Origin of the sequence: Streptomyces sp. LBL (assembly GCF_029893585.1) — a bacterium.
Taxonomy (GTDB): domain Bacteria; phylum Actinomycetota; class Actinomycetes; order Streptomycetales; family Streptomycetaceae; genus Streptomyces.
The window spans coordinates 153,904-175,942 of the sequence record NZ_JARXYX010000014.1 but is presented as its reverse complement, the minus strand read 5'-3'; the positions used below and the strand labels follow the sequence as shown (position 1 = coordinate 175,942).

The following is a 22,039-nucleotide window of genomic DNA, read 5'->3' as shown; positions in this document are numbered from 1 at the left end:
CGCGACCTCCGTCTCCGCGGCCCGCCAGATCTCCCCCAGCCTGATCGCCACCCTGCCCGGTGACTACTACACCGACCCGGAGATCTTCCGTCGGGAACAAGAGCGCGTGTTCGAGTCGATGTGGTTCTGCGCCGTCCGCAGCGCCGACCTGGCCACACCGGGCGCCTTCCGCACCGTCCAGGTCGGCCGCGAGAACGTCCTCATCGCGCGCACCCGCAAGGGCGAGCTGCGCGCCTACCTCAACGTCTGCCGGCACCGCGGAGCCCGGCTGTGCGGGGAGGAGTCCGGTGAGATCCGGCGCACCTTCCAATGCCCCTACCACGCATGGACGTACGACCTCGACGGCACGTTGATCGCCGCACCCAACTTGATCAAGATGCCCGACATCGACCGTGTCGAGTACGGATTGATCAAGGTGTCCCTGCGTGAATGGCTGGGCTACGCCTGGGTGTGCCTCGCCGAGGAGCCCCCGCCCTTCGAGGACACCGTCCCGCACGCTGCCGTCGAGCGGCTCGGCGACCCCGCCGCGATCGAGCACTACGGCACCGAGCACCTCGCCCTCGGCCGGCGGATCGTCTACGACGTGAAGGCGAACTGGAAACTGATCGTCGAGAACTTCATGGAGTGCTACCACTGCGCGACGATCCACCCCGAACTCACCGACGTGCTACCGGAGTTCGCCGACGGCTACGCCGCCCAGTACTACGTGGGCCACGGCGCCGGGTTCGGCGAGGAGATCAAGGGCTTCACCGTCGACGGCAGTGAGGGTTTCGCCAGGCTGCCCGCGGTCTCCGAGAGCCAGGACCGCCGCTACTACGCCATCACCGTGAAGCCGACGGTGTTCATCAACCTCGTACCGGACCATGTGATCCTGCACCGCATGTTCCCGCTGGCCGAGGACCGCACGGTCGTCGAGTGCGACTGGCTGTACGCGCCGGAGGTGGTGGAGTCCGGGGCGGACGTGTCGAAGTCGGTGGAGTTGTTCCACCGGGTCAACGAGCAGGATTTTGAGGCCTGCGAACGGACGCAGCCGGCGATGGCGTCGCGGGCGTACCGGAAGGGTGGTGTGTTGGTCCCCAACGAGCACCACATCGGGACCTTCCACGAGTGGCTCGTGGAGAAACTGGGAGGCAGTCATGCCGGACCTGTTCATTGACGGTGCGGGGCGCAGGGCGGTGGACGAGCGCACCCGCGAGATCCGCTGTCCCGCCGACAACTCTCTGGTGGGGGTCGTGGACGAGGCGGGCGGCAAGGACGAACTCGGCCCCTCGGGCCTCGCCGAGTACCGCGAGGCGAAGCACATCTGGCGCAACACGGCCCCGACACCGCAAGGTTGGTTCGCCTGAGCCCACGGGAACACCCACGCGCAACAGCCCGCACATCACCCCCGCGCGTACACCCCCTCCCCGATCCCGTGCCCGCACCGAGTCACTCCTTCTCCTTCTCCCACTCCTCCGGCCCACACCAGGAGTCCGCTCATGACGACCACCGAGCAACCATCCGGCCCGCACAGACACGACGACACCGAACTCGCCGAGTTCGGATACAAGCCCGAACTCAAGCGCACTCTCGGCAACTTCCACACCTTCGCCGCCGGAATCAGCTACGTCTCGATTCTCACCGGCACCTTCCAGCTGTTCTACTTCGGCTACGGCAGCGGCGGCCCCGCCTACTGGTGGTCCTGGCCGATGGTCTTCTTCGGCCAGTTCATGGTCGCTCTCTGTTTCGCGGAGCTGGCCGCCCGGTATCCCGTCGCGGGCTCCGTCTACAACTGGTCGAAGAAGATAGGCAATCCGCACCTGGGCTGGCTCGCCGGCTGGATGATGTTGATCGCGTCCAGACCCCGGTGCTCCCCGCGGTGATCATCGGCGTCCTCGCCGTGGCGATCCTCATCGTCAACATCCGCCAGCCGCAGATCTTCACCGTCGTCACCAGCATCGGCATCATCATGATCTACCTCGCCTGCCTCGGCGTCACCGCGCCCAGGCTGGTGGCCCGGCTGCGCGGAAAGTGGCAGCCCGCGGGCGACGGCAAGTTCTCGCTGGGCCGCTGGGGACTGCTCGTCAACATCGTCGCCGTGGACTGGGGAACGGCCATGACGATCAACCTGATCTGGCCGCGCGCCGAGGTCTACAACGCGACCGCTCCGTTCCACTGGTACCTGCGCTGGGGCGCGGTGCTGTTCGTCGCGGTCATCATGGGCGGCGGCTTCGCCTACTACTGGTTCGTCCAGCGGCACCGGACCGGCGTACTCGCCGAGCACCAGCTGCAGCCCACGGCCACCACGACTCCCCTCACCACCCCCGCGGCCGGCTGACGGAGGTCAATCACTCGTCAGCGCCAATCCGTGCATCACGACGATGTTGATCGGCGAGAAGTGCGCGGATCTGTCGAAGGAGGACGGGTAGCGGCTATGCGGGCCGTTTGAACATCCGGGTCGCCGTGATTTCACTGTGCACCGCGTCGCCTTCTCCGGCCGGGGCCTGCTGCGGAAGCCCCGGCCGGAGGTGTTCCTCCACGCGGATGTACTTCAGCCCGGCCCGCAGGTCGGCGTCGTTGCGCATCCGGATGACCAGCGGGAACTCGGCGAGCGCGGTCGTGTCGAACAGACCGGTGGTGTAGAGGAGCTGGACGCCGAGCGCGTCCGACACGGCGCGCTGGAGCTCCAGCAGGTAGGTCGCGTTGGCCCGGCCGATCGGGTTGTCGAGGAACAGCGTCCCGGCGTGGCGGTGCTTGTCGCGGCCCCGGTCGTTGGAGCGCAGCGCGGCCATCGTGCAGTACAGGGCGATGGCCGCGGTGAGCAGCTGGCCGCCCGAGAACACGTCGCCCATCTGTCCGACGGGCACGCGCTCGGCGCGCAGCACGGCGTCCGGCTTGAGGATCTCGACGGCGACGCCCTTGGGCTGAAGGGCCGCACCGACCCCGCGCAGCAGCAGGGACATCCCGTCGCGGCGCAGATCGGAGTTCTTCTTGACGGCCGCCCGGGTCGCCTCGTCGATGACCTCGCCGAGCCGCTCGGTGAGCGTGGCCTGGTCGGGCTCCTCGAAACGGATGCGCAGGAACTCCTGCCCGGACCACTCGCCGAGCCCCTCCGGCAGCTGGGACAGTCGCTGGGCGGACCGGAGCGTGGCCAGCGCCGACTCCACGAGCCCTCTGAGCCGGTCCACGATCGAGTCGCGGTTGCGCTCCAACTGCGCCAACTCGTCGGTGAGGACCCTCAGCCGGGGCGCGAAGGCGTCGGCCCACTTCTGGGCGTGCTCGGGCAGCGCGGCGGCGGGCAGCTCGCGGATCTGCTGCCGGGCGGGGGTGCGGACCTGCTCGTAGCGCGTGGAGTTGGCGTGCCGGACGAGGACGTCGCTCGCCTCGCGCACGGCGGACTCGGCGGCCGACAGGTCGGCGGCGCAACCGCGCAGGGACCGGCGGGCATCGGCGGCGGACTGCCGAGCCTCCTCCAGGCGGCCCGGATACGGCTCGTTCTCCCCCTGCTCCTCCTCCGTGACGTGCTCGCGCAGCAGGTCGCGGAGCATCGCGGCGATCTCGTCGAAGCCGCCGGCCGCGTCCTCGGCGGCGCGGTGCGCGTCCAGCAGCTCGGTGTGCGCCTGACGGGCCCGGCTCAACGCCTCGGTGCGCGACGCGAGTTCGGCGGTCGCCGTGCGCAGCAGCGCCTGCGCGTGCTCGGCGTCGCGCGGCTGCTGCTCCTCGGCCAGCTCCGTGTGGGTTTCGCCGTCCTCGGGCGCATGCCGCTCGGCCTCACCCCGTACGCGCCCGAGTTGCTCGCTCGCGCTGGACATCCGGGTCTCCAGAAGCTGCACCAGCTCCTCGGCGCGGGCGGCGGCGGCCTGCCGGGAGGGCCCGTCGGAGCCGTCGGGCGACTGGAGAAGCTGCTCCGCACGCGTGCGGACCTTGTTGCTCAGCCGGTCCAGCTCGGCCCGCGCGGCACTCTCGTCGCTCTCCGCCCGCGCCTGGTCGGACCGCAGATCGGCATCGACGCCCACCTTCTCGTACAGCTGGGAAGCGGCCCGATACGCCTCGCGGAGGGCGGGCAGGGACGCCTGGGGGTCGTCCGTACCGCTCTCCGGTACGTCGTCGGGGGCGCCGGCGATCTCGGACCGCTCGCCGCGCAGCGCACGGGCGGTGCGGCGGGCGTCGTCGGCGGCGCGCTGGGCGGCGCGCCGGTCCTCGTCGGCGGCGCGGGCACGCTCCAGGCAGGCCTGGGCGCGGGCCTCCGACTCGGCCGCCTCGTCGGCGAGTTCGCGTAGCTTGACCTGCCAGCCGGCCCGCTCCCGCAACCGGAAGGCGAGTCCGGCGAGGGCGTCGGCGGCGCGCCGGGCCTTCTGGGCCGCCTCCTGCCGTTCGTCGCGGACCTGAGTCGCCTCGGCGGCGGCTTCGTCGGCCTCGGCGCGTACCGCCCGCGCCTCGGCCAGTTCCGCCTCGGACTCCTCGGCGAACACCCGGGTGTCATGGGCCGCTCGGCCCAGCTCGACGAGCCGGCCGGCCGGGCAGCCCGTACGCCAGGAGGTCAGCCGCGCCGCCAGCTCCCGGTCCTTGCCGAGCCGCGCGGCCAGCGAACGGATCTCCTCGTCCCGCTCGGTCGCCCGCGCGCGCAGCGCCTGCCGCTCCTCGTCGGCGGCGTGCTCGTCGTGCATGGCCGGGTTCGGCGGTACGAGGAAGACGTCACCGCTGCCGGAGTCGGGTGCCGGAGCGGGCGCGAGCAGGGCGGCGGCCGTTCCGACCGCCACGGCCGACCGCGGCAGCAGCGCCGCGTCGCTCAGCGCCTCGCGGGCCCGCGCGTGGGTGGCCGGGTCGGTGATGATCACGCCGTCGACCAGCTCCGGCCGGGCGGCCAGTACGCGCGCGTGGTCGACGGGGTCGACGGCCTGGGCGAGATAGCGCCAGCCGGGCAGGGCGGGAATGCCCTGCTCGCCGAGGAACTCCACGGTGGCCAGGACGTCCGGTCCGGGCGGCAGCAGCCCGCCGTCACCGAGGGCGCCGAGGATCCGGGAGTCGTCGGCGGCGGCCGTCCGCAGCTCGAAAAGCTGCCGTTCGGCGGAGGAGACGGCGTCGTCGAGGAGTTCGCGCAGCTCGTCGGCGAACCGGTCCAGGCCCTCGGGAGTGAGCCCGGACCGGTCGTCGTCGGCGTTGGCGTCGGTGTTCCGGCGGGGCTGCGGCACCACGGACGCACGCGTGTCGCGGCCGGTCAGGCTCAGCAGTTCCGCGAGCCGCTCCTCACGGGCCAGCGCCTCGGCGAGGCGTCGCTCGGCCTCGTGGGACCGTTCCGCCGCCGTGGCCGCGTCCTCCGCGCGGGCCGCCGTCAGCTCCGCGCGGGACTCGGCGGCGGCCGCCTCACGCGTGTGCTCGGTGGCCCGGCGCGAGGCCTCACGGGCGGTGTCCCAAGCCGCGACGGCCGCCTTCTCGGCGTCGCTGGCGGCGAGTGCCGCGCGGGCCGGGTCGGCGTCGGGCGCGCTGTCGTCGAGCCAGCCCGCGCGCACCGCCTCGGCGGTCTCCTGCCCGACCTCGGTCAGCCGCTGCCGCAGATGCCCGGCCTCACTGCGGGCGCGCTGCGCCTCGGTGGCGGCGGAGGTCGAGTCCCGGTGCGCTGACTCGCCGACCTCCTGGAGAGCGCCGGAGCGCTCCTCCTCCTCGTCGGCGAGGGTCTCGGCTTTCTCCGTCGCCGCGTGCAGGGCTCGTACGAGGTCGACGGCGGCCTTGGTGCGGGCAGACAGGGCGGGGGCCGCGTCCCGCTCGGCCTCCTGGATCGCGGCGGCCACGCGGGTGACCCGGTCGGCGGCGGCGCGGTGGCGCAGCACCTGCTCGGCGGCCTGCCAGGCGGAGTGCAGGGTGCGCGCCTCGGCGAGCTCGCGCTTCTGTGCGGCGGCCGACTTCTCGGCGGCGGCGAGCGCCAACGAGGCGTGCCGGTAGGCCAGTTCGGCGGCGATCAGCGCACTGCGCCAGCGGGCTGCCTCGGCCTGCGTGACCGTGTCCGCGGCGGCGGTGACCCCCTGGGCGAGGTCGGTGGCGCGCACGCGCTCCTGGGCTCCGCGCGCGGACAGCCGACGCGCCAGGGCCCGCGTGCGGCGCTCGGCCCCGGTGTGGATGTCCCGCGCGCTGGAGCGGGCCTCGGCGGCCTCGACGATCCGCCCGAGGAGGTCGACGGACCCGGCGGTGAATTCCCGTTCGGCGATCAGCTCGGCACGCCGCCCCAGCTTGTTGCCGAAGCCGCTGACCAGGTCGGCGAGGCCGTCGGTGTCACGGGTGTCGGTGACGGCGCGCAGCAGCAGGTCGGTGAAGTCGGAGTCCTTCTTCACCGCGAACAGACCGGCGGCCTCGCCCTCGTCGGCGTTCATCTCCCGCTGGTAGCGGAAGAGTTCGGGGTCGAGGCCGAGATCGCCGAGGTGCTCGATCCACCGGTCGTGGATCTCCTCCCAGTGCACCTCGAGATGCGGATACACCTTGCCGGCCTCCGTGATGGCGTCCCGGAAGCCCTTCATGGTCCGCCGCCGCCCCTGCGCCCCCGACTGCCCCTCGACGGACGGGCGTACGGCGCTGGACTCGGCGACGGGAAGGCTGTCGAGGCTCAGTCCCGGTCCGGGCCGGAACGAGTACCAGGCCTCGGCGAACTTCCGCGGGTCGTTGGAGACCTGGCGCCCCCGCCACTCGCTCACCTTGCCGACCACCACGCACTCGCCGGTCAGCACGTGCTGCCACTCCAGCGCCACGTGCCCGCAGTCGTCCGCGAGGAGGAACTTCCGCAGCACACCGGAGCTCGCGCCGCCGAGGGTGTTGCGGTGGCCGGGCAGCATCACCGAGAAGATCAGCTTGAGCAGGACGGACTTACCGCCGCCGTTCTCCAGGAAGAGCACTCCGGCGGGCGCGGGCCGGCGCGGCGGGCCGACGGGCTCGTCTTCGAAGAACTCCGCTTGGGTGGGCGCGGGGTCGGGCACGGGCGCGCCCACGCCCCGCAGGTCAAGCACGGTGTCGGCGTAGCGCGCACCGGCGGGCCCGATGGAGTAGAGGCGGACCCGGGACAGCTCGTACATGGCGGACTCTCGTAAGTCTTCGTCAGAGGGGAAGTTCAGGATTCAGGGCTGGGAAGGCGCGTGGAACGGCAGTCCGGCATCGGCCACCAGTTCCAGGTCGTCGGTGTCCTCGGGCGGCAGCAGCGTCGGCCTCCCGTCGGTCACCGGCACGACACCCAGTTCGAGAAGCTCGGCCATCGCGGCACTGCCCGCCATGTCCCGCACCTGGAGCTGGTAGCGGGCCGTGGTCCGGTACGTGCCGCCGTTGTCGTCCCCGGTCCGCTGCAGGAACCCGGAGTCGGTCAGGAAGGCGACGGCCTTGCCGACGATGCCGGTCGTGGAACCGGCGAGCCGGCGCGCGTCCTTGGTGGCACCGGCCGCGCTGCGTCTGACCCAGATCCGCCAGGCGGACTCCAGACCGGGGGCTTCGGTCGCCGGGTCGGTGTTCTCGCCCTGCACCTCGGCGCGCTCCTCCAGACGCCGGCACGCCTGCCGGACGAACGCGTCGACGCCGTTGACCGAGACCCGCCCGATGTACCCGTCGTCGGCCAGGTCCTCGGGCCGCGGAAACGCCATGGCGGCGACCGCGAGATGCGCCAGTCCGTGCAGGAACCGGTCCCCGCCGTCGGCGGATGTCCGGCGCGCGTAGTCACCCATCCGCACGGCGAACACCGAGTCCTCGGCGGCCGTCACCGCCATCCCCGCGCGCGGGGACACCTCCAGCACGACCAGCCCCAGTCCGGCGGCCACGGCGTCGGCGAGTCGCGCGAAGGGGGAGTCCTCGCGGTAGCGCCGTAGCAGTTCCGCGTACTCCTGGTCGCGGGCGGGCTGCACCTTGGGCTGCAGTCCGAAGGCGACAAGCCGAGCCGCGTCGGCGGCGTCGGCGGGGGTGACGGGCGCGGCCGCCGAAGGGGCGGGAGCCTCCGTGTCACTCCACTCGACATGCTCGCTCACGACCACAACTCCTCGCACTCGAAAACAGGGGTGGCGGACGGGGTGGCAACTGCCCGCCCAGGGGCGTGGGAGGGTGACATGCGTGGCCCCGCCGGGCGGGCGCGACAGGCCACTGCGGGCCCGCCCGCCGCATACGACATCAGGCCGCCTCCGTCCGGCCCGCGGCCATCCCCGCCACATCCAGCAAAGCGGTCCCCACTATCAGATCGGCCCCGCCGAACTCGGGATCATCGAGCTCCGTCCCGTCGTCCACCGCGAACACCAGCTTCTCCTCCCCCTGCCGATAGGCCGTACCGACCGGCGGACTGGCCGCATGGACGGCCAACAAGGCCACCAGGTAGGCAAGATCGGGGTCGCCCGTCCGCCGAGCCTCCGCGAGCAGCCCCGAAAGACGCCGTGGCGCATCCGCCGGCAGATCGAGGAGTTCCGTCGCCGCAGCCAGCTGCTCCTCGCTGAACCGGCTGTCGTCAGGGGTGGCGATGAGATCCGGCTCCGGCATCTCCGCGCCCAGATGCTCCCGCTCCATCGGCGGCGTCAGCAGTATGTCGACGAGGTCGCCCACCCGCACCGACACCGGCGTACGCAACCCGGTCCCTCGGGAGAAGAACGCGTCCGTGACCCGGACCGCCTGCTCCAGGGGCAACGGGAGAACAGGCGCGAGCAGATGGCCGTACAGATCGATCCCCGATGTCGTCATGGGCGTGGCGAAGGCCTGCCGGTCCTGTTCTGCCCGGAACAGCGGACCGGCCTCCAGCAGCCGCGACTGCAACTGGGTGTGGCGCCGGATGCAGTCCTTCACGATGTCCACCAGCTCGGCGGCACGCCTCTTCTGCTCGGGGTCCTCGGACTCGTCACGCGCTCTCCGGATGTTCGTGAGGATCGCGTTCTCGTGGCGGTATCGGTCGGCCACGTGGTCGAGGGCCTCGGCGATCATGTCGGGCACGGTGTTGAGCCAGTCCACCGCGCGGACGTTGCGCCGGGTGGCGTCCAGCGCCCGCCGCAGGGTCTCCGAGTACTGGACCGTGCGGTACCGGGCCTGTTCGGCGGCCAGTTGGGCGTCGGCCAGGCGGCCCCGGCTGATCAGCACCTCCAGCTTGACCTCGGCGGCGATCTGCGCGCTGGTGACGTCGGTGTCGAGGGCACCGACGAGGACGTTGACCGCCTCGTCCGTCGTGCGGAGATACACGGATCCGCCGGGCCCCGGCACTTCCTCGATCAGCTTGAAGTCGTAGTCACGGCGCACATACGTGCCGTCCGCCGCGAACGTGCCGTAGACCGCGCGGAATCCGCGGTCGACGCTGCCGACATTGATCAGGTTCTCCAGGACCCAGCGGGCCACGCGCTCGTGCTCGGCGACGGGCCGCTCTTGGGCCTGGGCGGCGATGCGGGGGATGAGCCTGGCGACGATCTGGTCGTGGTCGGCGCCCGTGTCGAAGTCCATGTTCAGTGTGACCAGATCGATGGCGGACAGGGCCACCTCAGCCATGCCGTACACCGAGTACTCGCCGGCGAGGTTGGCCTTGCGGGCGTCGAGGTCGTGCAGCGGCGCGGTGCAGGCGAGCGCACGCAGCCGCCGCGCCAGTCCCTCGTCGGCGGCCGGCCCCGGTGCGGGGCGCGGCCCCGCACTGAGCTGGGGCGGAACACTGTCCGTCGATGCAGGCGAAGTCACGGTGCACAGACTAGGTCCTCGGTCTGACAACGACCCAAACGACGCAGAAGCGACCCGTCGTCACGGTGGTCACACCTGCAACGGACCCACCGGGCCACCGCTAAACCTCCTCACCGACCCGACGCCGGTAGACCTCGACCACGCGCTCCAGCGAGTCGTCGAGGTACACCTCGAGCAGTTTCTCCGCCTCGCGCCTGTCCCCCGACTCCAGCGCCCGAAGGATCTGCTGGTTGCGTGCGAGGTACGGCTCGTGCAGCCGACGCGGTTCGTCCACCACATGGAAGGCGAGGCGCAGTTCGGCGAAGACACTGCGCATCAGCTCGTCGGTGCGGTCGCTGCCGGCGAGCGCGACCAGCTCCCGGTGGAAGTGGATATTGGCCGTGCCCAGCGCGTTCCAGTCACCTTCCCGCGCCGCCCGCTGTCCTTCCGCCACGGCCTCCGCGAGGCCGTCCAGGCCGTACGGCGGCTCACCGAGACCTCGTACGACAGCGCACTCGACAAGCCCGCGCGTGCGGTAGATGTCCTCGACGTCCTCGACGGTCAGCTCCCGGACGAACACGCCCCGGTTCAGCTCGTGGACGAGCAGCCGCTCGTGGGTGAGCAATCGGAACGCCTCGCGCAGTGTGTTGCGGGAGACCCCGAGCGCGCCGCCGATGCTGTCCTCCGACAACCGGGTTCCGGGTGGGAAGTACCCCTCGGCGATACGGCTCCTGAGGATGTCCGAGACGCGTTCCGCGGTGCTGGTACGGCCCAGGAGGGCGCGGTCGTCGGCCAGTCCGGTCAGCTGCTCTGCCATGCCCGGAATTCAAGCGCAGATACAGGAACGAAACAACATGGGTATTGAAGGATCGTTCAACGATCCTCTATCTTGTATGAACGGCACCGCCCACTCACGACGGCGCCGCGGCTTCCGCTCGCCCCTGCTCACTCCGCACGCACCCTCCGTCCTCCCTCTGCGAGGTGCCCATGAGCACGCCCCCTCCACCGCGGGCCCTTCCCGCCGACACGCACACCGCCGGCCGCACTGTCGGCGTCGTCTTCCCCACCACGGTGGGCTCCCTGGCCGACAGCCGGGGTGTGAGCGGCGCGCTGGTCTTCGGCGCAACGACCGGGCTCCGCATCGGCGCCCTGGCTCTGCCGGGACTGTCGGAGACGCGCGGAAAGGAGCTCGCGTGAACCGCGTGGAAGGCCGCTCTGCGATCGACCGCCCGCTCGCCCTCGTCGACGAGCACGCGCGCGCGTGGAGCCCGCGGGAGGCCCGGACCCGCTTCCGGGCGGGGCTCACGGGCCCCACCGCGGGAGTGGCGGCGGGCCACACCCAGGCCAACCTGATCTCGGTGCCCGCCGACTGGGCGTACGACATGATGCTGTTCTGCCAGCGCAACCCGAAGCCCTGTCCGGTGCTCGACATCACGGACGCCGGTTCCTGGTCGACGATCCTCGCGGACGGCGCCGACCTGCGCACCGACCTGCCGCGCTACCGGGTGTGGCGGGACGGAGAGCTGGTGGACGAGCCGACGGACGTGCGCGCGCACTGGCGGGGCGACCTGGTGTCGTTCCTGATCGGCTGCAGCTTCACCTTCGAGTGGGCGCTGTCCGAGGCGGGCGTCCCGATCCGGCATATCGAGCAGGGCCGCAACGTTTCCATGTATGTGACCAGTCGTGAGTGCCGTCCGGCAGGGCGGTTGCGCGGTCCGCTGGTGGTGTCCATGCGACCGGTACCGCCGGAGCGTCTGGCGGCCGCCATCAGGGAGAGCAGTCTGCTCCCGGCGGTGCACGGCAGCCCCGTACACTGCGGCGATCCCTCGACACTCGGCATCGACGACCTCGGCCGCCCCGACTTCGGCGATCCGGTGGACGCCGGACCGGACGACATTCCGGTGTTCTGGGCCTGCGGTGTGACCCCGCAGGCCGCGGTGATGGCTTCGCGCCCGCCGTTCGCCATCACCCACGCACCGGGCCAGATGTTCCTCACCGACGCCCGCGACGAGCAGTACCGCGTGGTCTGAGCAGGAGAGACGAAGAATGACCTCGATCGATCTCAACGCCGACCTCGGCGAGGGCTTCGGCCGCTGGCGGCTGACCGACGACGAGCAGTTGCTGACGGTCGTCACCAGCGCCAACGTGGCCTGCGGCTTCCACGCCGGGGACGCGGCCACCATGCGCCGGGTGTGCGAGCTGGCGGCCGAGCGCGGGGTACGGATCGGCGCGCAGGTCTCCTACCGGGATCTGGCGGGGTTCGGGCGGCGCGCGATGGACGTGCCGTCCGCCGAGCTGACGGCCGAAGTGGCCTACCAGATCGGCGCCCTGGAAGTGTTCGCACGCGCGGCGGGCTCGCGCGTGTCGTACGTCAAGCCGCACGGCGCGCTCTACAACCGGGCCGTGCACGACGAGGAGCAGGCCGGCGCGGTCGTGGCCGGCGTGCTCCTCGCGGACGCCACGCTGCCGGTGCTCGGGCTGCCCGGCTCGCGGCTCCTGGAGCTGGCCGACGAGGCGGGCCTGCCGCCCGTCACGGAGGCGTTCGCGGACCGCGCGTACACGGACGAGGGCACGCTCGTGCCGCGCGGCCGGAGCGGCGCCGTGGTGTCCGACCCCGAGGCCGTCGTGGAACGGTCGCTGGACCTGGCCCGCTCCGGCGAGGTCACCGCGCACTCCGGGGCACGCATCGCGGTACGCGCGCGTTCCCTGTGCCTGCACGGGGACACGCCCGGCGCGGTGGATCTGGCCCGCCGGGTCCGGGAGCGGCTGGAGACCTCGGGCGTCCGCGTGGAGGCCTTCGCATGAGGGCCCTGCCCGTCGGCGACGGCGCCCTGCTCGTCGAGGTGGCCTCGGACGAGGAGGCCCAGGCCCTGCACGCCGAGCTGGTGCGGCGGCGTGCGGCGGGCCTGCTCACCGTCCACGAAATCGTCCCGGCGGCCCGGACGGTCCTCCTGGACGGTCTGGACGATGCCGAGCGCCTGGCGCGCGAACTGAGCGCCTCAGAGGTGCCCGGCGCTCCCCCGCGCGGCCGGCGGGTCGTGGACATCCCCGTCCGCTACGACGGCCCCGACCTGTCGGAAGTCGCCGCGCGCTGGGGCGTCCCGGAGGATGAGGTGGCTGGTATCCACGCGGGCACCGAGTTCCGCGTCGCCTTCTGCGGGTTCGCCCCCGGCTTCGGTTACCTCACCGGCCTGCCCGCGCGCTACGACGTCCCGCGCAGGGCCACTCCGCGCACGTCCGTCCCGGCGGGCTCGGTGGGGCTGGCGGGCTCGTACACGGGCGTGTACCCCCGTTCGTCGCCGGGCGGCTGGCAGCTGATCGGCACCACGGACATCGTGCTGTGGGACCACGCACGCGTGCCTGCCGCGTTGCTGTCACCGGGCACGCGCGTGCGCTTCGTCCCCGTGGCAGGCCCGGCAGGCCCGGCAGGCCCGGCAGGGGTCGCGGCACCGGCGGGGGTCGCGGCACCGGCGGGGACGCCATGACGGACCGCGCGCTCGCCGTCGTGCGCGCCGGCGCCCTCACCACCGTTCAGGACCAGGGCCGCCCGGGGCACGCCCATCTCGGCGTACCCCGCTCCGGCGCGCTGGACGCGTCGGCCGCGGCGCTCGCCAATCGGCTGGTCGGCAACCGGCCCGACGCCGCCGTCCTGGAGACCACCCTCGACGGCTGCACGCTACGGTCCCGTTCGGAGGTCACCGTGGCCGTCGCGGGCGCGCCCTGCCCGGTCACGCTGGACGGCCGCCCGGTCGCCTGGGGCGCGCCGGTGCGGATGCCCGCCGGTGCGCTCCTGGATCTCGGAACGGCCGTCTCCGGAGTACGCAGCTACCTGGGCGTCTCCGGCGGGATCATCGTCGAGCCGGTACTCGGCAGCCGCTCCACGGACCTGCTGTCGGGCCTCGGCCCGCCCCCGCTCACGGACGGCGCGGTGCTGCCCCTGGGAACACCTCAGGCGCTGCTGCACGCGCGCGTGGATGTCGCTCCGCAGCCCGCTCCCCCGGCCGAACTCGTCCTGCGCGTGACCCTGGGCCCGCGCGACGACTGGTTCACGCCGGACGCCGTCCGGGCCTTCACCTCGCGCACCTACCGGGTGTCCTCCGCGAGCAACCGCATCGGACTGCGCACCGAAGGGCCCGCCCTGGAGCGGGCCCTGACCGGCGAACTCCCCAGCGAGGGCATGGTGCTGGGCGCCGTCCAGGTCCCGCCCGACGGCAGGCCCCTGGTCTTCCTCGCCGACCACCCGACCACCGGGGGCTACCCGGTGATCGCGGTCGTCCGCGCCGCCGACCTCCCGGCCGCCGCACAGGCGGTGCCGGGCACGCCGGTGCGGTTCGTGGTCGTACGCCGCCGCTGAGCCCTCAGGCGGCGTCCGGCTGCTGCTCACCCACCGAGAGCGCGGCGAGCGCCGCGGACACGGCCGCGGAGGTCCGCAGGTCGAGCCGGGCGCTCGTCCCGCGCGCGTGGTGCCGCATCTCGTCGACGGCGAGCGTCAGGAGCTGCGGCAGCAGATCGGTGCAGCGCCGGGCCACCCAGCCGGTGCCGGCGGTGGCCAGCCACCACACGCTCGCCGACCTGGTGGGGGCGGGGAACCCGGGCTCGGGCAAGGGAGCCGCCCCCGTCGCGAGGCCCCGTTCCGCGAGCAGCGCGTGGAAGCGCACGGCCAACTGCCGGTGTCCCCGCTCACCGGGGTGCAGCCGGTCCGCGCTCCACATCGCACGGTCGGTGAGCCACGCACCTTCACAGGCGTGCAGATGCACGGCCCCGTACCGCTCGGACAACGCGTGGACGACGGCGTTGACCGCCCGCTGCCGCCGGGCCAGCGGACGCGCCAGGGCACCCGGCAGCCCCAGCATCGCGCCGGGATCGGGCAGACAGGCCGTGAGCAGGACGGCGCCCTGCTCGGTGAAGGCCGAGTAGACGGTATCGAGGCGGGCGGCCACGGCCTGGATGTCGAAGGTGCAGCGCAGGGTGTCGTTGACGCCGATGACGACAGAGGCGACATCGGGCCGCAGCGCCAGCGCGGCGGGCAGCTGCCGTTCCAGCACGTCACGCGACTGCGACCCGCTCACCGCGAGGTTGGTGAACTCCACAGTCTCCAGGGACTCCACGGACCCCATCGGCTCCACGGGTCCCTCCGACACCACCGACCCCAGCAGCTCCACAGACCCGTCCGACACCACCGACCCCCGCGAGTCCGCAGGCCCCTCCGACACCACGCCCCCTTCGGCGATCCCGTCGGCGAGCAGCGCGGCCCAGCCGCGCCACCCGTCGCCGACGGGGTCTCCCACCCCTTCGGTGAGCGAGTCGCCGAGCGCCACGAAGCGCAGCGGTCTCATGCCACGCCCCCGGGCGCGACCGAGCTGCCCCCGGGCACCGCGGGGGGTACGGAGGTCACCGCGTCGTGCGCGTGCAGGAAGCCCGCGACCGCCGTGTCCCACCCGAAGCACTCCGCACGCGCGCGTGCGGTCTCCCGGCGCTCCTGCACGGACCCGGCCAGCAGCAGCTCCACGGCGTCCGCGAAGGCTCCCCCGTGGTCCGCCGCGACGGCCCCGGCGGAGCCGATCACCTCGGACAGCGCGGACGAGGCACTGGCGACCACGGGTGTGCCGCAGGCCATCGCCTCCAGTGCGGCGAGCCCGAACGTCTCGGCCGGGCCCGGCGCCAGACACACGTCGGCGGACGCCTGCAGCGCGCCCAGCAGTCCGCGGTCGGAGACGTGGCCGAGGAACGTCACCGGCAACCCGCGCTCCCGCGCCCGCTGTTCGAGCCGCGACCGCAGCGGCCCGTCCCCGGCCACCACGAGCACCGCCCTCCGACCACGCCGTACGAGCGCCTCCAGCGCGTCCAGCGCGGTGCCGGGCCGTTTCTCCACGGACAGCCGGGTGCACGTCACCAGCAACACCTCGTCCCCGCGCGCGTGCCGGGCGCGCAGCCCGGGGTCGCGCAGCGCGGGGTGCCGCTGCACCAGGTCGACGCCGAGGGGCGCCCGTACGACGTTCCGCGCCCCGATCCGCACGAACTCCCGCTCGGCGAACTCCGTGGTGCACACCACGCGCGCGTAGGTGTGCGCGGTACGGACGTTGAGCGCGTCGGCGGTGCGCCGGGCCGCTCCCTCGGGCAGGCCCCAGGTGCGCAGCACGCCGTCGGCGGTCTCGTGGGAGACCATCACGGCGGGGACCCGGGCGCGTCGCGCCCACTTGCCGGTCCACCTCAGGGTCGTACGGTCGGAGACCTCCAGGCGGTCGGGGGCCAGTTCCTCCAGCAGGCGGGCCACCCGCTGCTTGTCGGTGAGGACCCGGTAGCCGCCGGTGCCGGGCAGCAGCGGCCCGGGGAGGGTGATCACCCTCCCCTGCTCGGTCTCGCGGTCGCTCGCGCGCTCGCCGGGCACGATCAGCACCGGCTCGTGCCCGGCGGCCTTGAAGCCCTTGCCGAGCTCGCGCAGCGCGGTGCGCAGGCCGCCGGACGCCGGCGCGACGAAGTTGGCCAGCCGCACTATGCGCAAGGAGCTCATGCCGCCACCACCGTCCGCCGTGCGGCGAGGACGTTCTCGTAGTGCCCGATCAGCTGATCGCCGACGGCCGCCCAGGTGCGTCCCTCGACGGTCGCGCGCGCGCTGGTGCCGAACTCGGCGCGCAGGCCGGCGTCGGCGGCCAGGGCCCGCACGGCGTCCCGTACGGCGGCCGGGTCGCGCGGCGGGACCAGCAGGCCGGTGCGCCCGTGGGCGACCAGGTCCAGCGGGCCGCCGGCGGCGGGGGCGACGACGGGCACGCCGCTCGCCATGGCCTCCTGCACGGTCTGGCAGAAGGTCTCGAAGGGACCGGTGTGCACGAAGACATCCAGGGAGGCGAAGATCCGGGCCAGTTCGTCGCCGGTGCGGCGCCCGAGGAAGACGGCGCCCGGCAGGGCTTCGGTGAGCGACGGCTGACTCGGCCCGTCGCCCACCACCACGACCCGGACACCGGCCAGTCCGCAGACACCGGACAGGAGCTCGACCTGCTTCTCGGGGGCGAGCCGGCCGACGTAGCCGACGATCAGCTCACCGTTCGGGGCGAGTTCGCGACGCAGCGCCTCGTCCCGCAGTTCGGGGCGGAACCGGGCGGTGTCGACGCCTCGCGCCCACAGTTTCACCCGGGGCACACCGTGCGTCCGGAGGTCGTGCAGGGCCGGGCTGGACGGGGCGAGGGTGAGGTCGGCGGCGGCGTGGACGGAGCGGATACGGCGCCAGGCCGCCGCCTCGCCCGCGTGGACGTAGGTGCGGGCGTAGCCGGCGAGATCGGTCTGGTAGACGGCCACGGCGGGGATGCCGAGCCGGGCGGCGGCGGCCATGCCGCGGACGCCCAGGATGAAGGGGCTGGCCAGGTGGACGACGTCGGCACGGTGCTCGGCGATCGCCGCGGCCACACGCCGGCTGGGGAGGGCGACACGGACCTGGGGGTAGCCCGGGAGCGGGAGGGAGGGGACACGGATGACAGGGCAGGGCGCCAGGGCGTCGACCCCGGGCCCGGAACCGGCCGCGGTGGCCGGCGCGACGACGAGCGGAGAGTGACCGCGATCTACGAGGTGCCGGGCGGTCTGGAGCGCGCAGTGGGCCACGCCGTTCACATCGGGGGGAAAGGATTCGGTCACGATGACGACACGCATACCCGTGTTGTCTCCGTACTGGACGTGGCCGCGTCAACGTGGATCTGTCCGGACGAGGAACGGTCCATGAGCGTTGCGGTGCACACCCGAGCAGGCCAGACCGCGTCCATGCCCTCCTGACCCACGGGTCATCCCGGGTTCATCCAGCGGGTGCGCCGATGCCCGATGACTTCCTTCTGAGGGCGCACCTGAGCGAGCTGCGATCACGATCGGACACGCCCGGAAGACCGGCGTTCACATGGCGGTGGCGTCCGGTCCGATCCGGCTGCGGACGGCGGTCTGGACCTCGGCCTCCTCGGCGGGATCGGCAGCGAGCCGGCGTAGCCGCTCGACGACCCGGGCATCACCGGTCTCCGCGTGCCGGGCGGCGATCTCGCGGGTGGATTCCTCGCAGTCCCACAGGCACTCGACGGCGAAGCCGGTGGCGAAGGAGGGGTCGGTGACAGCGAGGGCACGGGCGGCTCGGCCGCGTAGATGGGACGAGGCGGTCTCTCGGTAGACATGGCGCAGGACGGGGGCCGCGCAGGCGATACCGAGCCGTCCGGCGCCGTCGACGAGGGTCCACAGGGTCGGCGCGTCGGGCCCTTCGCCCCGTACGGCCTCCCGGAGGGCCGCGAGGACGAGTTCGCTGTCCTGGGCCGCGCCCCGGCAGGAGAGCATACGGCCGGCGGCGGCGCCCAGGGAATCGGGTCGGTGGGCCCAGCCGCGCGCCCGGACGACGGCGGCGACACTGCACATGCGTTCGAAGGCGTCCAGGGCGGCGTCCACGACGACCGGGGTACCGGTGATCACGGCCAGCTCGATCAGGTCGAGGGCGTCGGGATCGTTGCCGTCGGCGAGATAGCGCAGGGCGGTGCAGCGGGCGCCGTCCGTGCCGTCCTGGGCGGCCCGGACAATCTCCGGCCGGTCCTCGGGCCCCGCGACGGCCACCAGACAGCGGGCGGCCGGCACATGGAGGGCGGCACCGCGCTCCATCCCCTGCTGGGCCCACTCGAAGACGGCCTGCACGCTCCACCCGGGGCGGGGCCCGCTCGGCCGCATCTGCCGTTGCCAGCGGTCGAAATGGCCGGTCTCGTGAGCGGCGCGCACGCGCGTGGCGATCGATGCGCGCGGGTCGTCCGCCCACAAGCGCCAGGGCCGGGGCTCGAAGGCGTCCCGCACGACGGCCGCCAGCTCGGCCTCCCCCTCGGCATCGGTCGCGAACCGTGCCAGAACGGGCGCCGCCAGGGCACGCAACCCGGCGTCGTCGTCGCGCAACGCCAGCTCGTCCAGGGCCCAGGCCCAGTTGGAGCCTGAGGCGGCGTACCTGCGCAGCAGCTCGAGTGCGTCCCGCCTGCCGTACGAGGCGAGATGACCGAGGACCGCCAGCGCCAGACCGGTGCGTGACTCCTCGGTGTCGAGTACGTCCTGGACGTCGAAGAGGTGGGCCTCGATCTCGTCCAGCTCGCCGTTCAGGTCGAGGAAGAGACGGGCGTAGTAGAGGGAGCGGTTCTCCACCTGCCAGTCGTGGCGGGGATCGCGCACCACACAGTGGTTCAGTGCCGCGAGCGCTTCGGCGCGCGGTGCGGTGAGCGCGTGCAGTGTGCCGTCGCCGCGGCCCCGCTGCAGCAGGCCGAGCAGCGTACCGCTGGGCGCTATGACCGGATCGAACATGGGAAACAGCCTCACATCAAGCGTCGACGCAACCGGGGACGTGCATTACCTGGCCGCGTGACAACACGTCGGGGCGCCCGCCGTTTCCTGCTTGCTGTAAGCCATCTTCCTCTGCCTCTCGTCGGTGGCCCATGCGGACCGCGTCACGGTCCGCGCGGCGCGGCATCTTCCGCCCGGCCATCACGTCCGTGAACCACGAGGTCATGATGACTCGGCAGTTCCATCCGCCGCGACCGAAATTTCGGCGGCCCGCTACCGCCTCCCCCGTTCTCTGTGTCTGCCCTGGTCAGGGCAGGTGCTTCAGTGTGCGCCGAACAAGTCGAGCAACTGCGTCTTGCCGAACATCCGGGCCGTGTCGACGGCCGACGGCGTGCCCGCCGCGGGGTCGGCGCCAGCCTCCAGAAGAGCGTTGATCACTTCTTCCTCACCCTTGAAGACGGCCCCGGCGAGCGGGGTCTGGCCCCGGTCGTTGATCCGGTCGGCCTCGGCACCCCGGGCGAGCAGAGCGCGTACGGCGTCGGCGTGACCGTGGTACGCGGTGAGCATCACCAGGGAGTCACCGCGGTCGTTGGTCAGGTTGGCCGGAACGCCCGCGTCCACGTACGCCACGAGCGCCTCGGTCTGCCCCCGTCGGGCCAGCTCGAAGACCTTGGTCGCGAGCTCCACGACCTCGGGGTCGGGGGCTTCACTCATCGGGCGGACCGCCTCTCCATGCAACCGTTCAGGTGAATCGCCAGGGTACTGGCTCGCGCCGCACATGACCCGTTGCGCCGGAGGTAAAGATCACCGCAGCCGCGGTCGGGCGCCGGCGACCGGCCCAACCGGCCAACCGGCCCAGGACGACTCCGCCGCCTGGGGTAAATCAACCGAAAACCACCCAGTTGCACCTTTTATCGTATAGATACATGCTGTGATCCTGGAAGTACTCATGGTGACTGTCCCCACAAACCAGGAGAACGCAAATGATCCTGTCCATCTCAGGCGTGGTCCTTCTCGGCATCATCGTCTTCCTCTTCTTCCGCAAGGACGGCCTGAAGGCGTCGCACTGCACGGTCTCGGTCATGTTCGGTTTCTTCCTCTCGAGCACGGCCATCGCTCCGAGCATCAAGGCCGGCAGCGAGAGCCTGGCGAGCCTCCTCGGCGGAATCAAGTTCTGACGCCCCCCACGCCCGCACGCATCACCAGGAGACAGAAGTGGCCCGGCGCCCCCTCCCCCGCATCCTGAGCACAGGCAGCGCGCAGATCGCCCGGAGCCGGGAGCTGGCCCGGACGGCGGTCGACAGCACCACCGATGTCCTCCACCCGCTGATCACGATCACCCGCGGGCTGCGCCGGCTGGCATCGGCCGGGCGGCGCAGGTGGGCCGAGACTCCCAAGGACAAGCGCGGGCCGCTGCTGTTCCTGGTGGCGTCAGCGGTTCTGGTGGTGGCGCTCGCTCCGTACGGCCCACTGCTCGCTGTCATCACGCTGATGGCGGCGGCAGCCTGGCAGGGCCGGGACCGCGGGCCGTCGAAGCCCGAGGGCCCCGACGACTCGCAGATCCAACGACTCCAGTCGCTGTACGAGGCCCTCGTCCCGTATTTCTCGATCGCCGACGATCCGGCCCCGCTGTACGCGCACGGCGGCGAGTGGGAGACGGCCTTCCCCGCGTACGAGTTCGACGAGACGGGCCGCACCACCCACCTCGTGATCCGCTACCCGGCGTACTTCACCGACGGGGAGGCCGAGTCCCGCACCCGCATCGAGCAGTTGCTGCACGCCAAGTCGGGCCGCGGGCGCGAGTACCACTTCGCCTGGGACGAGGAGGGCAACCACCTCACGGTCACCGCGCTGTCCCCGCTGCCCACCGACATCGCCGCCCAGCGATTCGTCACCGCCCCCGGCGAGACGGTACTCGGCTTCACCGACCGCTCCGAGGTCCAGCGCACACTCCCCCTCGCCTACGGTGAGGAACAGCGCGACGCCGCTCCGGTCGTCTGGCGCACGGGCATCCGCTCCACCGAGCCGCACCTGCTGATCATGGGCCAGCCGGGCAGCGGCACCTCCACCCTGCTCCGCTCGATCACCCTCCAGGCCCTGCGGTACGGCGACGTGGTGATCGTCGACGGCGGCGGCACCGGCGAGTACGCGTGCCTCACCGGCCGGGACGGCGTCCTCGCGGTCGAGTGCGGACTGGCCGGGGCGCTGGCCAGCCTGGAGTGGGCGACGACGGAGACGGAGCGCCGTCTGATCGCCGCGAACCGTGCCCGCCAGGCGGGCCATCCGCCGCCGGACGACACCAAGCGGCCGCTGTGGATCCTCCTGGACCGCCCGAGCGTGTTCGCCCACATCGCCGCCGCCGAAGGCCACCCGGACCCACAGTCCCTCCTCCACGTCCCCCTCCGGCACGGCCGCGCGGCGAACGTCACGGTGGTGGTCGCCGACCAGTTCGACACCGCGGACGCCCTGAGCGACGCGGTACGCCGGCACACGCGCGCGCGGGTCGTGCTCGGCCCGGCCACACGTGAGCAACTGGAGACGGTCCTGGGCATGCGCCCGCCCACCACCCTGGTCGCCCACGTCCCACCCGGCCGCGGCTACGCCCGCCTCGGCACCGGCCCGATCCACCGCCTCCAGGTCCCGTCGACCCCGGACCCGTACGACGAGGCGACCAGCGACACGGACCGCCAGACGGTGCTGGCGTTGCTGCCCCCCAGGACGACACCGGCGGACGGCGAGAACCTGCCGACGGCGGTTCCAAAGGAGGCAGTTCCAAAGGAGGCAGTTCCAAAGGAGGCAGTTCCAAAGGAGGCGGTGGCAACGACGGGAGTGACGACGGGGATGGCGACGGAGGCGGTTTCAACAAAAGCGGTTCCGGAAGCGATTCCAACGGAAGCGGTACGCCCGAAAGCAGCACGCCCGGAAGCAGCACGCCCGGAACCGGCACAGCCGGAAGCCGTAGCGGCGGAGACCTCATAGCAACCGCACCCGCGGCCGGCGGCTACTGGCGCCGCTCACCATCCGCCGCGGCTGCGGGCAGTCCTGCCGGCGGGACGGCACGGGTGGGCGCAACCGCACCCACCAAGGGCGGGCAAGCGAACCCACCGCCCACCCCACCCCACCTCACGCCACCTCACGCCACCCCACC

The 22,039-nt window shown here is 72.5% G+C and carries 17 protein-coding genes and 2 pseudogenes; 10 read left to right on the top strand and 9 right to left on the bottom strand.

What is annotated here, in order from left to right; genetic code table 11:
* The first annotated feature begins 28 nt into the window (after positions 1–28).
* The 3 genes and pseudogenes from M2271_RS19095 (at position 29) to M2271_RS19085 (ending at position 2,317) form a co-directional block, all read left to right on the top strand.
* The gene (locus M2271_RS19095) at positions 29–1,156 is read left to right on the top strand and encodes an aromatic ring-hydroxylating dioxygenase subunit alpha (protein WP_280888484.1); all 1,128 of its coding nucleotides are present in this window, start codon (positions 29–31) and stop codon (positions 1,154–1,156) included.
* The gene (locus M2271_RS19090; RefSeq protein ID WP_280888488.1) at positions 1,137–1,346 is read left to right on the top strand and encodes a hypothetical protein; all 210 of its coding nucleotides are present in this window, start codon (positions 1,137–1,139) and stop codon (positions 1,344–1,346) included. Before M2271_RS19095 ends, M2271_RS19090 begins: the two co-directional genes overlap by 20 nt.
* Positions 1,347–1,478: 132 nt before the next feature.
* Positions 1,479–2,317, top strand: a pseudogene (locus M2271_RS19085) (amino acid permease).
* Positions 2,318–2,411: 94 nt separating this feature from the next.
* On the opposite strand, the gene M2271_RS19080 reads toward M2271_RS19085, so the two are convergent.
* The 4 genes from M2271_RS19080 to M2271_RS19065 all read right to left on the bottom strand — a co-directional run bounded on the left by M2271_RS19080 (position 2,412) and on the right by M2271_RS19065 (position 10,435).
* Entirely contained in the window at positions 2,412–7,037 is a 4,626-nt protein-coding gene (locus M2271_RS19080) for a hypothetical protein (protein ID WP_280888453.1), read from the bottom strand.
* 42 nt (positions 7,038–7,079) lie between these two features.
* Positions 7,080–7,970, bottom strand: a complete 891-nt coding sequence (locus M2271_RS19075; RefSeq protein WP_280888452.1) for a hypothetical protein — start codon at positions 7,968–7,970, stop codon at positions 7,080–7,082.
* 139 nt (positions 7,971–8,109) lie between these two features.
* Complete coding sequence (locus tag M2271_RS19070; RefSeq protein ID WP_280888451.1) at positions 8,110–9,639, bottom strand: hypothetical protein; 1,530 nt, start codon at positions 9,637–9,639, stop codon at positions 8,110–8,112.
* 100 nt (positions 9,640–9,739) lie between these two features.
* A complete protein-coding gene (locus tag M2271_RS19065; RefSeq protein ID WP_280888450.1) occupies positions 9,740–10,435 on the bottom strand; it encodes a GntR family transcriptional regulator in 696 nt (231 codons plus the stop codon).
* Positions 10,436–10,644: 209 nt separating this feature from the next.
* On the opposite strand from M2271_RS19065, the pseudogene M2271_RS19060 reads away from it, so the two are divergent.
* The 5 genes and pseudogenes from M2271_RS19060 to M2271_RS19040 form a co-directional block, all read left to right on the top strand.
* Positions 10,645–10,815 (top strand): annotated as a pseudogene (locus M2271_RS19060) (MFS transporter); the annotation flags it as partial.
* 5 nt (positions 10,816–10,820) lie between these two features.
* A complete protein-coding gene (locus M2271_RS19055; protein WP_280888483.1) occupies positions 10,821–11,648 on the top strand; it encodes a putative hydro-lyase in 828 nt (275 codons plus the stop codon).
* Positions 11,649–11,664: 16 nt separating this feature from the next.
* Entirely contained in the window at positions 11,665–12,423 is a 759-nt protein-coding gene (locus M2271_RS19050) for a 5-oxoprolinase subunit PxpA (protein ID WP_280888449.1), read from the top strand.
* Positions 12,420–13,103, top strand: coding sequence for a 5-oxoprolinase subunit PxpB (gene pxpB / locus M2271_RS19045; RefSeq protein ID WP_280888448.1), 684 nt, complete (start codon positions 12,420–12,422; stop codon positions 13,101–13,103). Before M2271_RS19050 ends, pxpB begins: the two co-directional genes overlap by 4 nt.
* On the top strand, positions 13,100–13,972 hold the full coding sequence (locus M2271_RS19040; protein WP_280888447.1) for a biotin-dependent carboxyltransferase family protein: 873 nt from the start codon (positions 13,100–13,102) through the stop codon (positions 13,970–13,972). Before pxpB ends, M2271_RS19040 begins: the two co-directional genes overlap by 4 nt.
* 4 nt (positions 13,973–13,976) lie before the next feature.
* Here the strand turns inward: M2271_RS19040 and M2271_RS19035 are convergent, their stop codons facing one another.
* From M2271_RS19035 to M2271_RS19015, 5 genes are all read right to left on the bottom strand, one after another.
* Entirely contained in the window at positions 13,977–14,954 is a 978-nt protein-coding gene (locus M2271_RS19035; RefSeq protein ID WP_280888446.1) for an SGNH/GDSL hydrolase family protein, read from the bottom strand.
* On the bottom strand, positions 14,951–16,129 hold the full coding sequence (locus M2271_RS19030; protein ID WP_280888445.1) for a glycosyltransferase: 1,179 nt from the start codon (positions 16,127–16,129) through the stop codon (positions 14,951–14,953). The genes M2271_RS19035 and M2271_RS19030 overlap by 4 nt, the downstream gene beginning before the upstream one ends.
* Positions 16,126–17,259, bottom strand: coding sequence for a glycosyltransferase family 1 protein (locus tag M2271_RS19025; protein ID WP_280888444.1), 1,134 nt, complete (start codon positions 17,257–17,259; stop codon positions 16,126–16,128). Before M2271_RS19025 ends, M2271_RS19030 begins: the two co-directional genes overlap by 4 nt.
* A gap of 234 nt (positions 17,260–17,493) precedes the next feature.
* Positions 17,494–18,912 (bottom strand): HEAT repeat domain-containing protein, encoded by a 1,419-nt coding sequence (locus M2271_RS19020; RefSeq protein ID WP_280888443.1) that lies wholly within the window; start codon positions 18,910–18,912, stop codon positions 17,494–17,496.
* Positions 18,913–19,212: 300 nt separating this feature from the next.
* On the bottom strand, positions 19,213–19,605 hold the full coding sequence (locus tag M2271_RS19015; RefSeq protein WP_280888442.1) for an ankyrin repeat domain-containing protein: 393 nt from the start codon (positions 19,603–19,605) through the stop codon (positions 19,213–19,215).
* A gap of 269 nt (positions 19,606–19,874) precedes the next feature.
* Between M2271_RS19015 and M2271_RS19010 the strand changes: the two genes are divergently transcribed.
* Entirely contained in the window at positions 19,875–20,069 is a 195-nt protein-coding gene (locus M2271_RS19010; protein WP_280888441.1) for a hypothetical protein, read from the top strand.
* Positions 20,070–20,106: 37 nt separating this feature from the next.
* Positions 20,107–21,870 carry a hypothetical protein gene (locus M2271_RS19005; RefSeq protein ID WP_280888440.1) on the top strand — a complete coding sequence of 588 codons (1,764 nt, stop codon included), beginning with the start codon at positions 20,107–20,109 and terminating at the stop codon, positions 21,868–21,870.
* Positions 21,871–22,039: the final 169 nt, after the last annotated feature.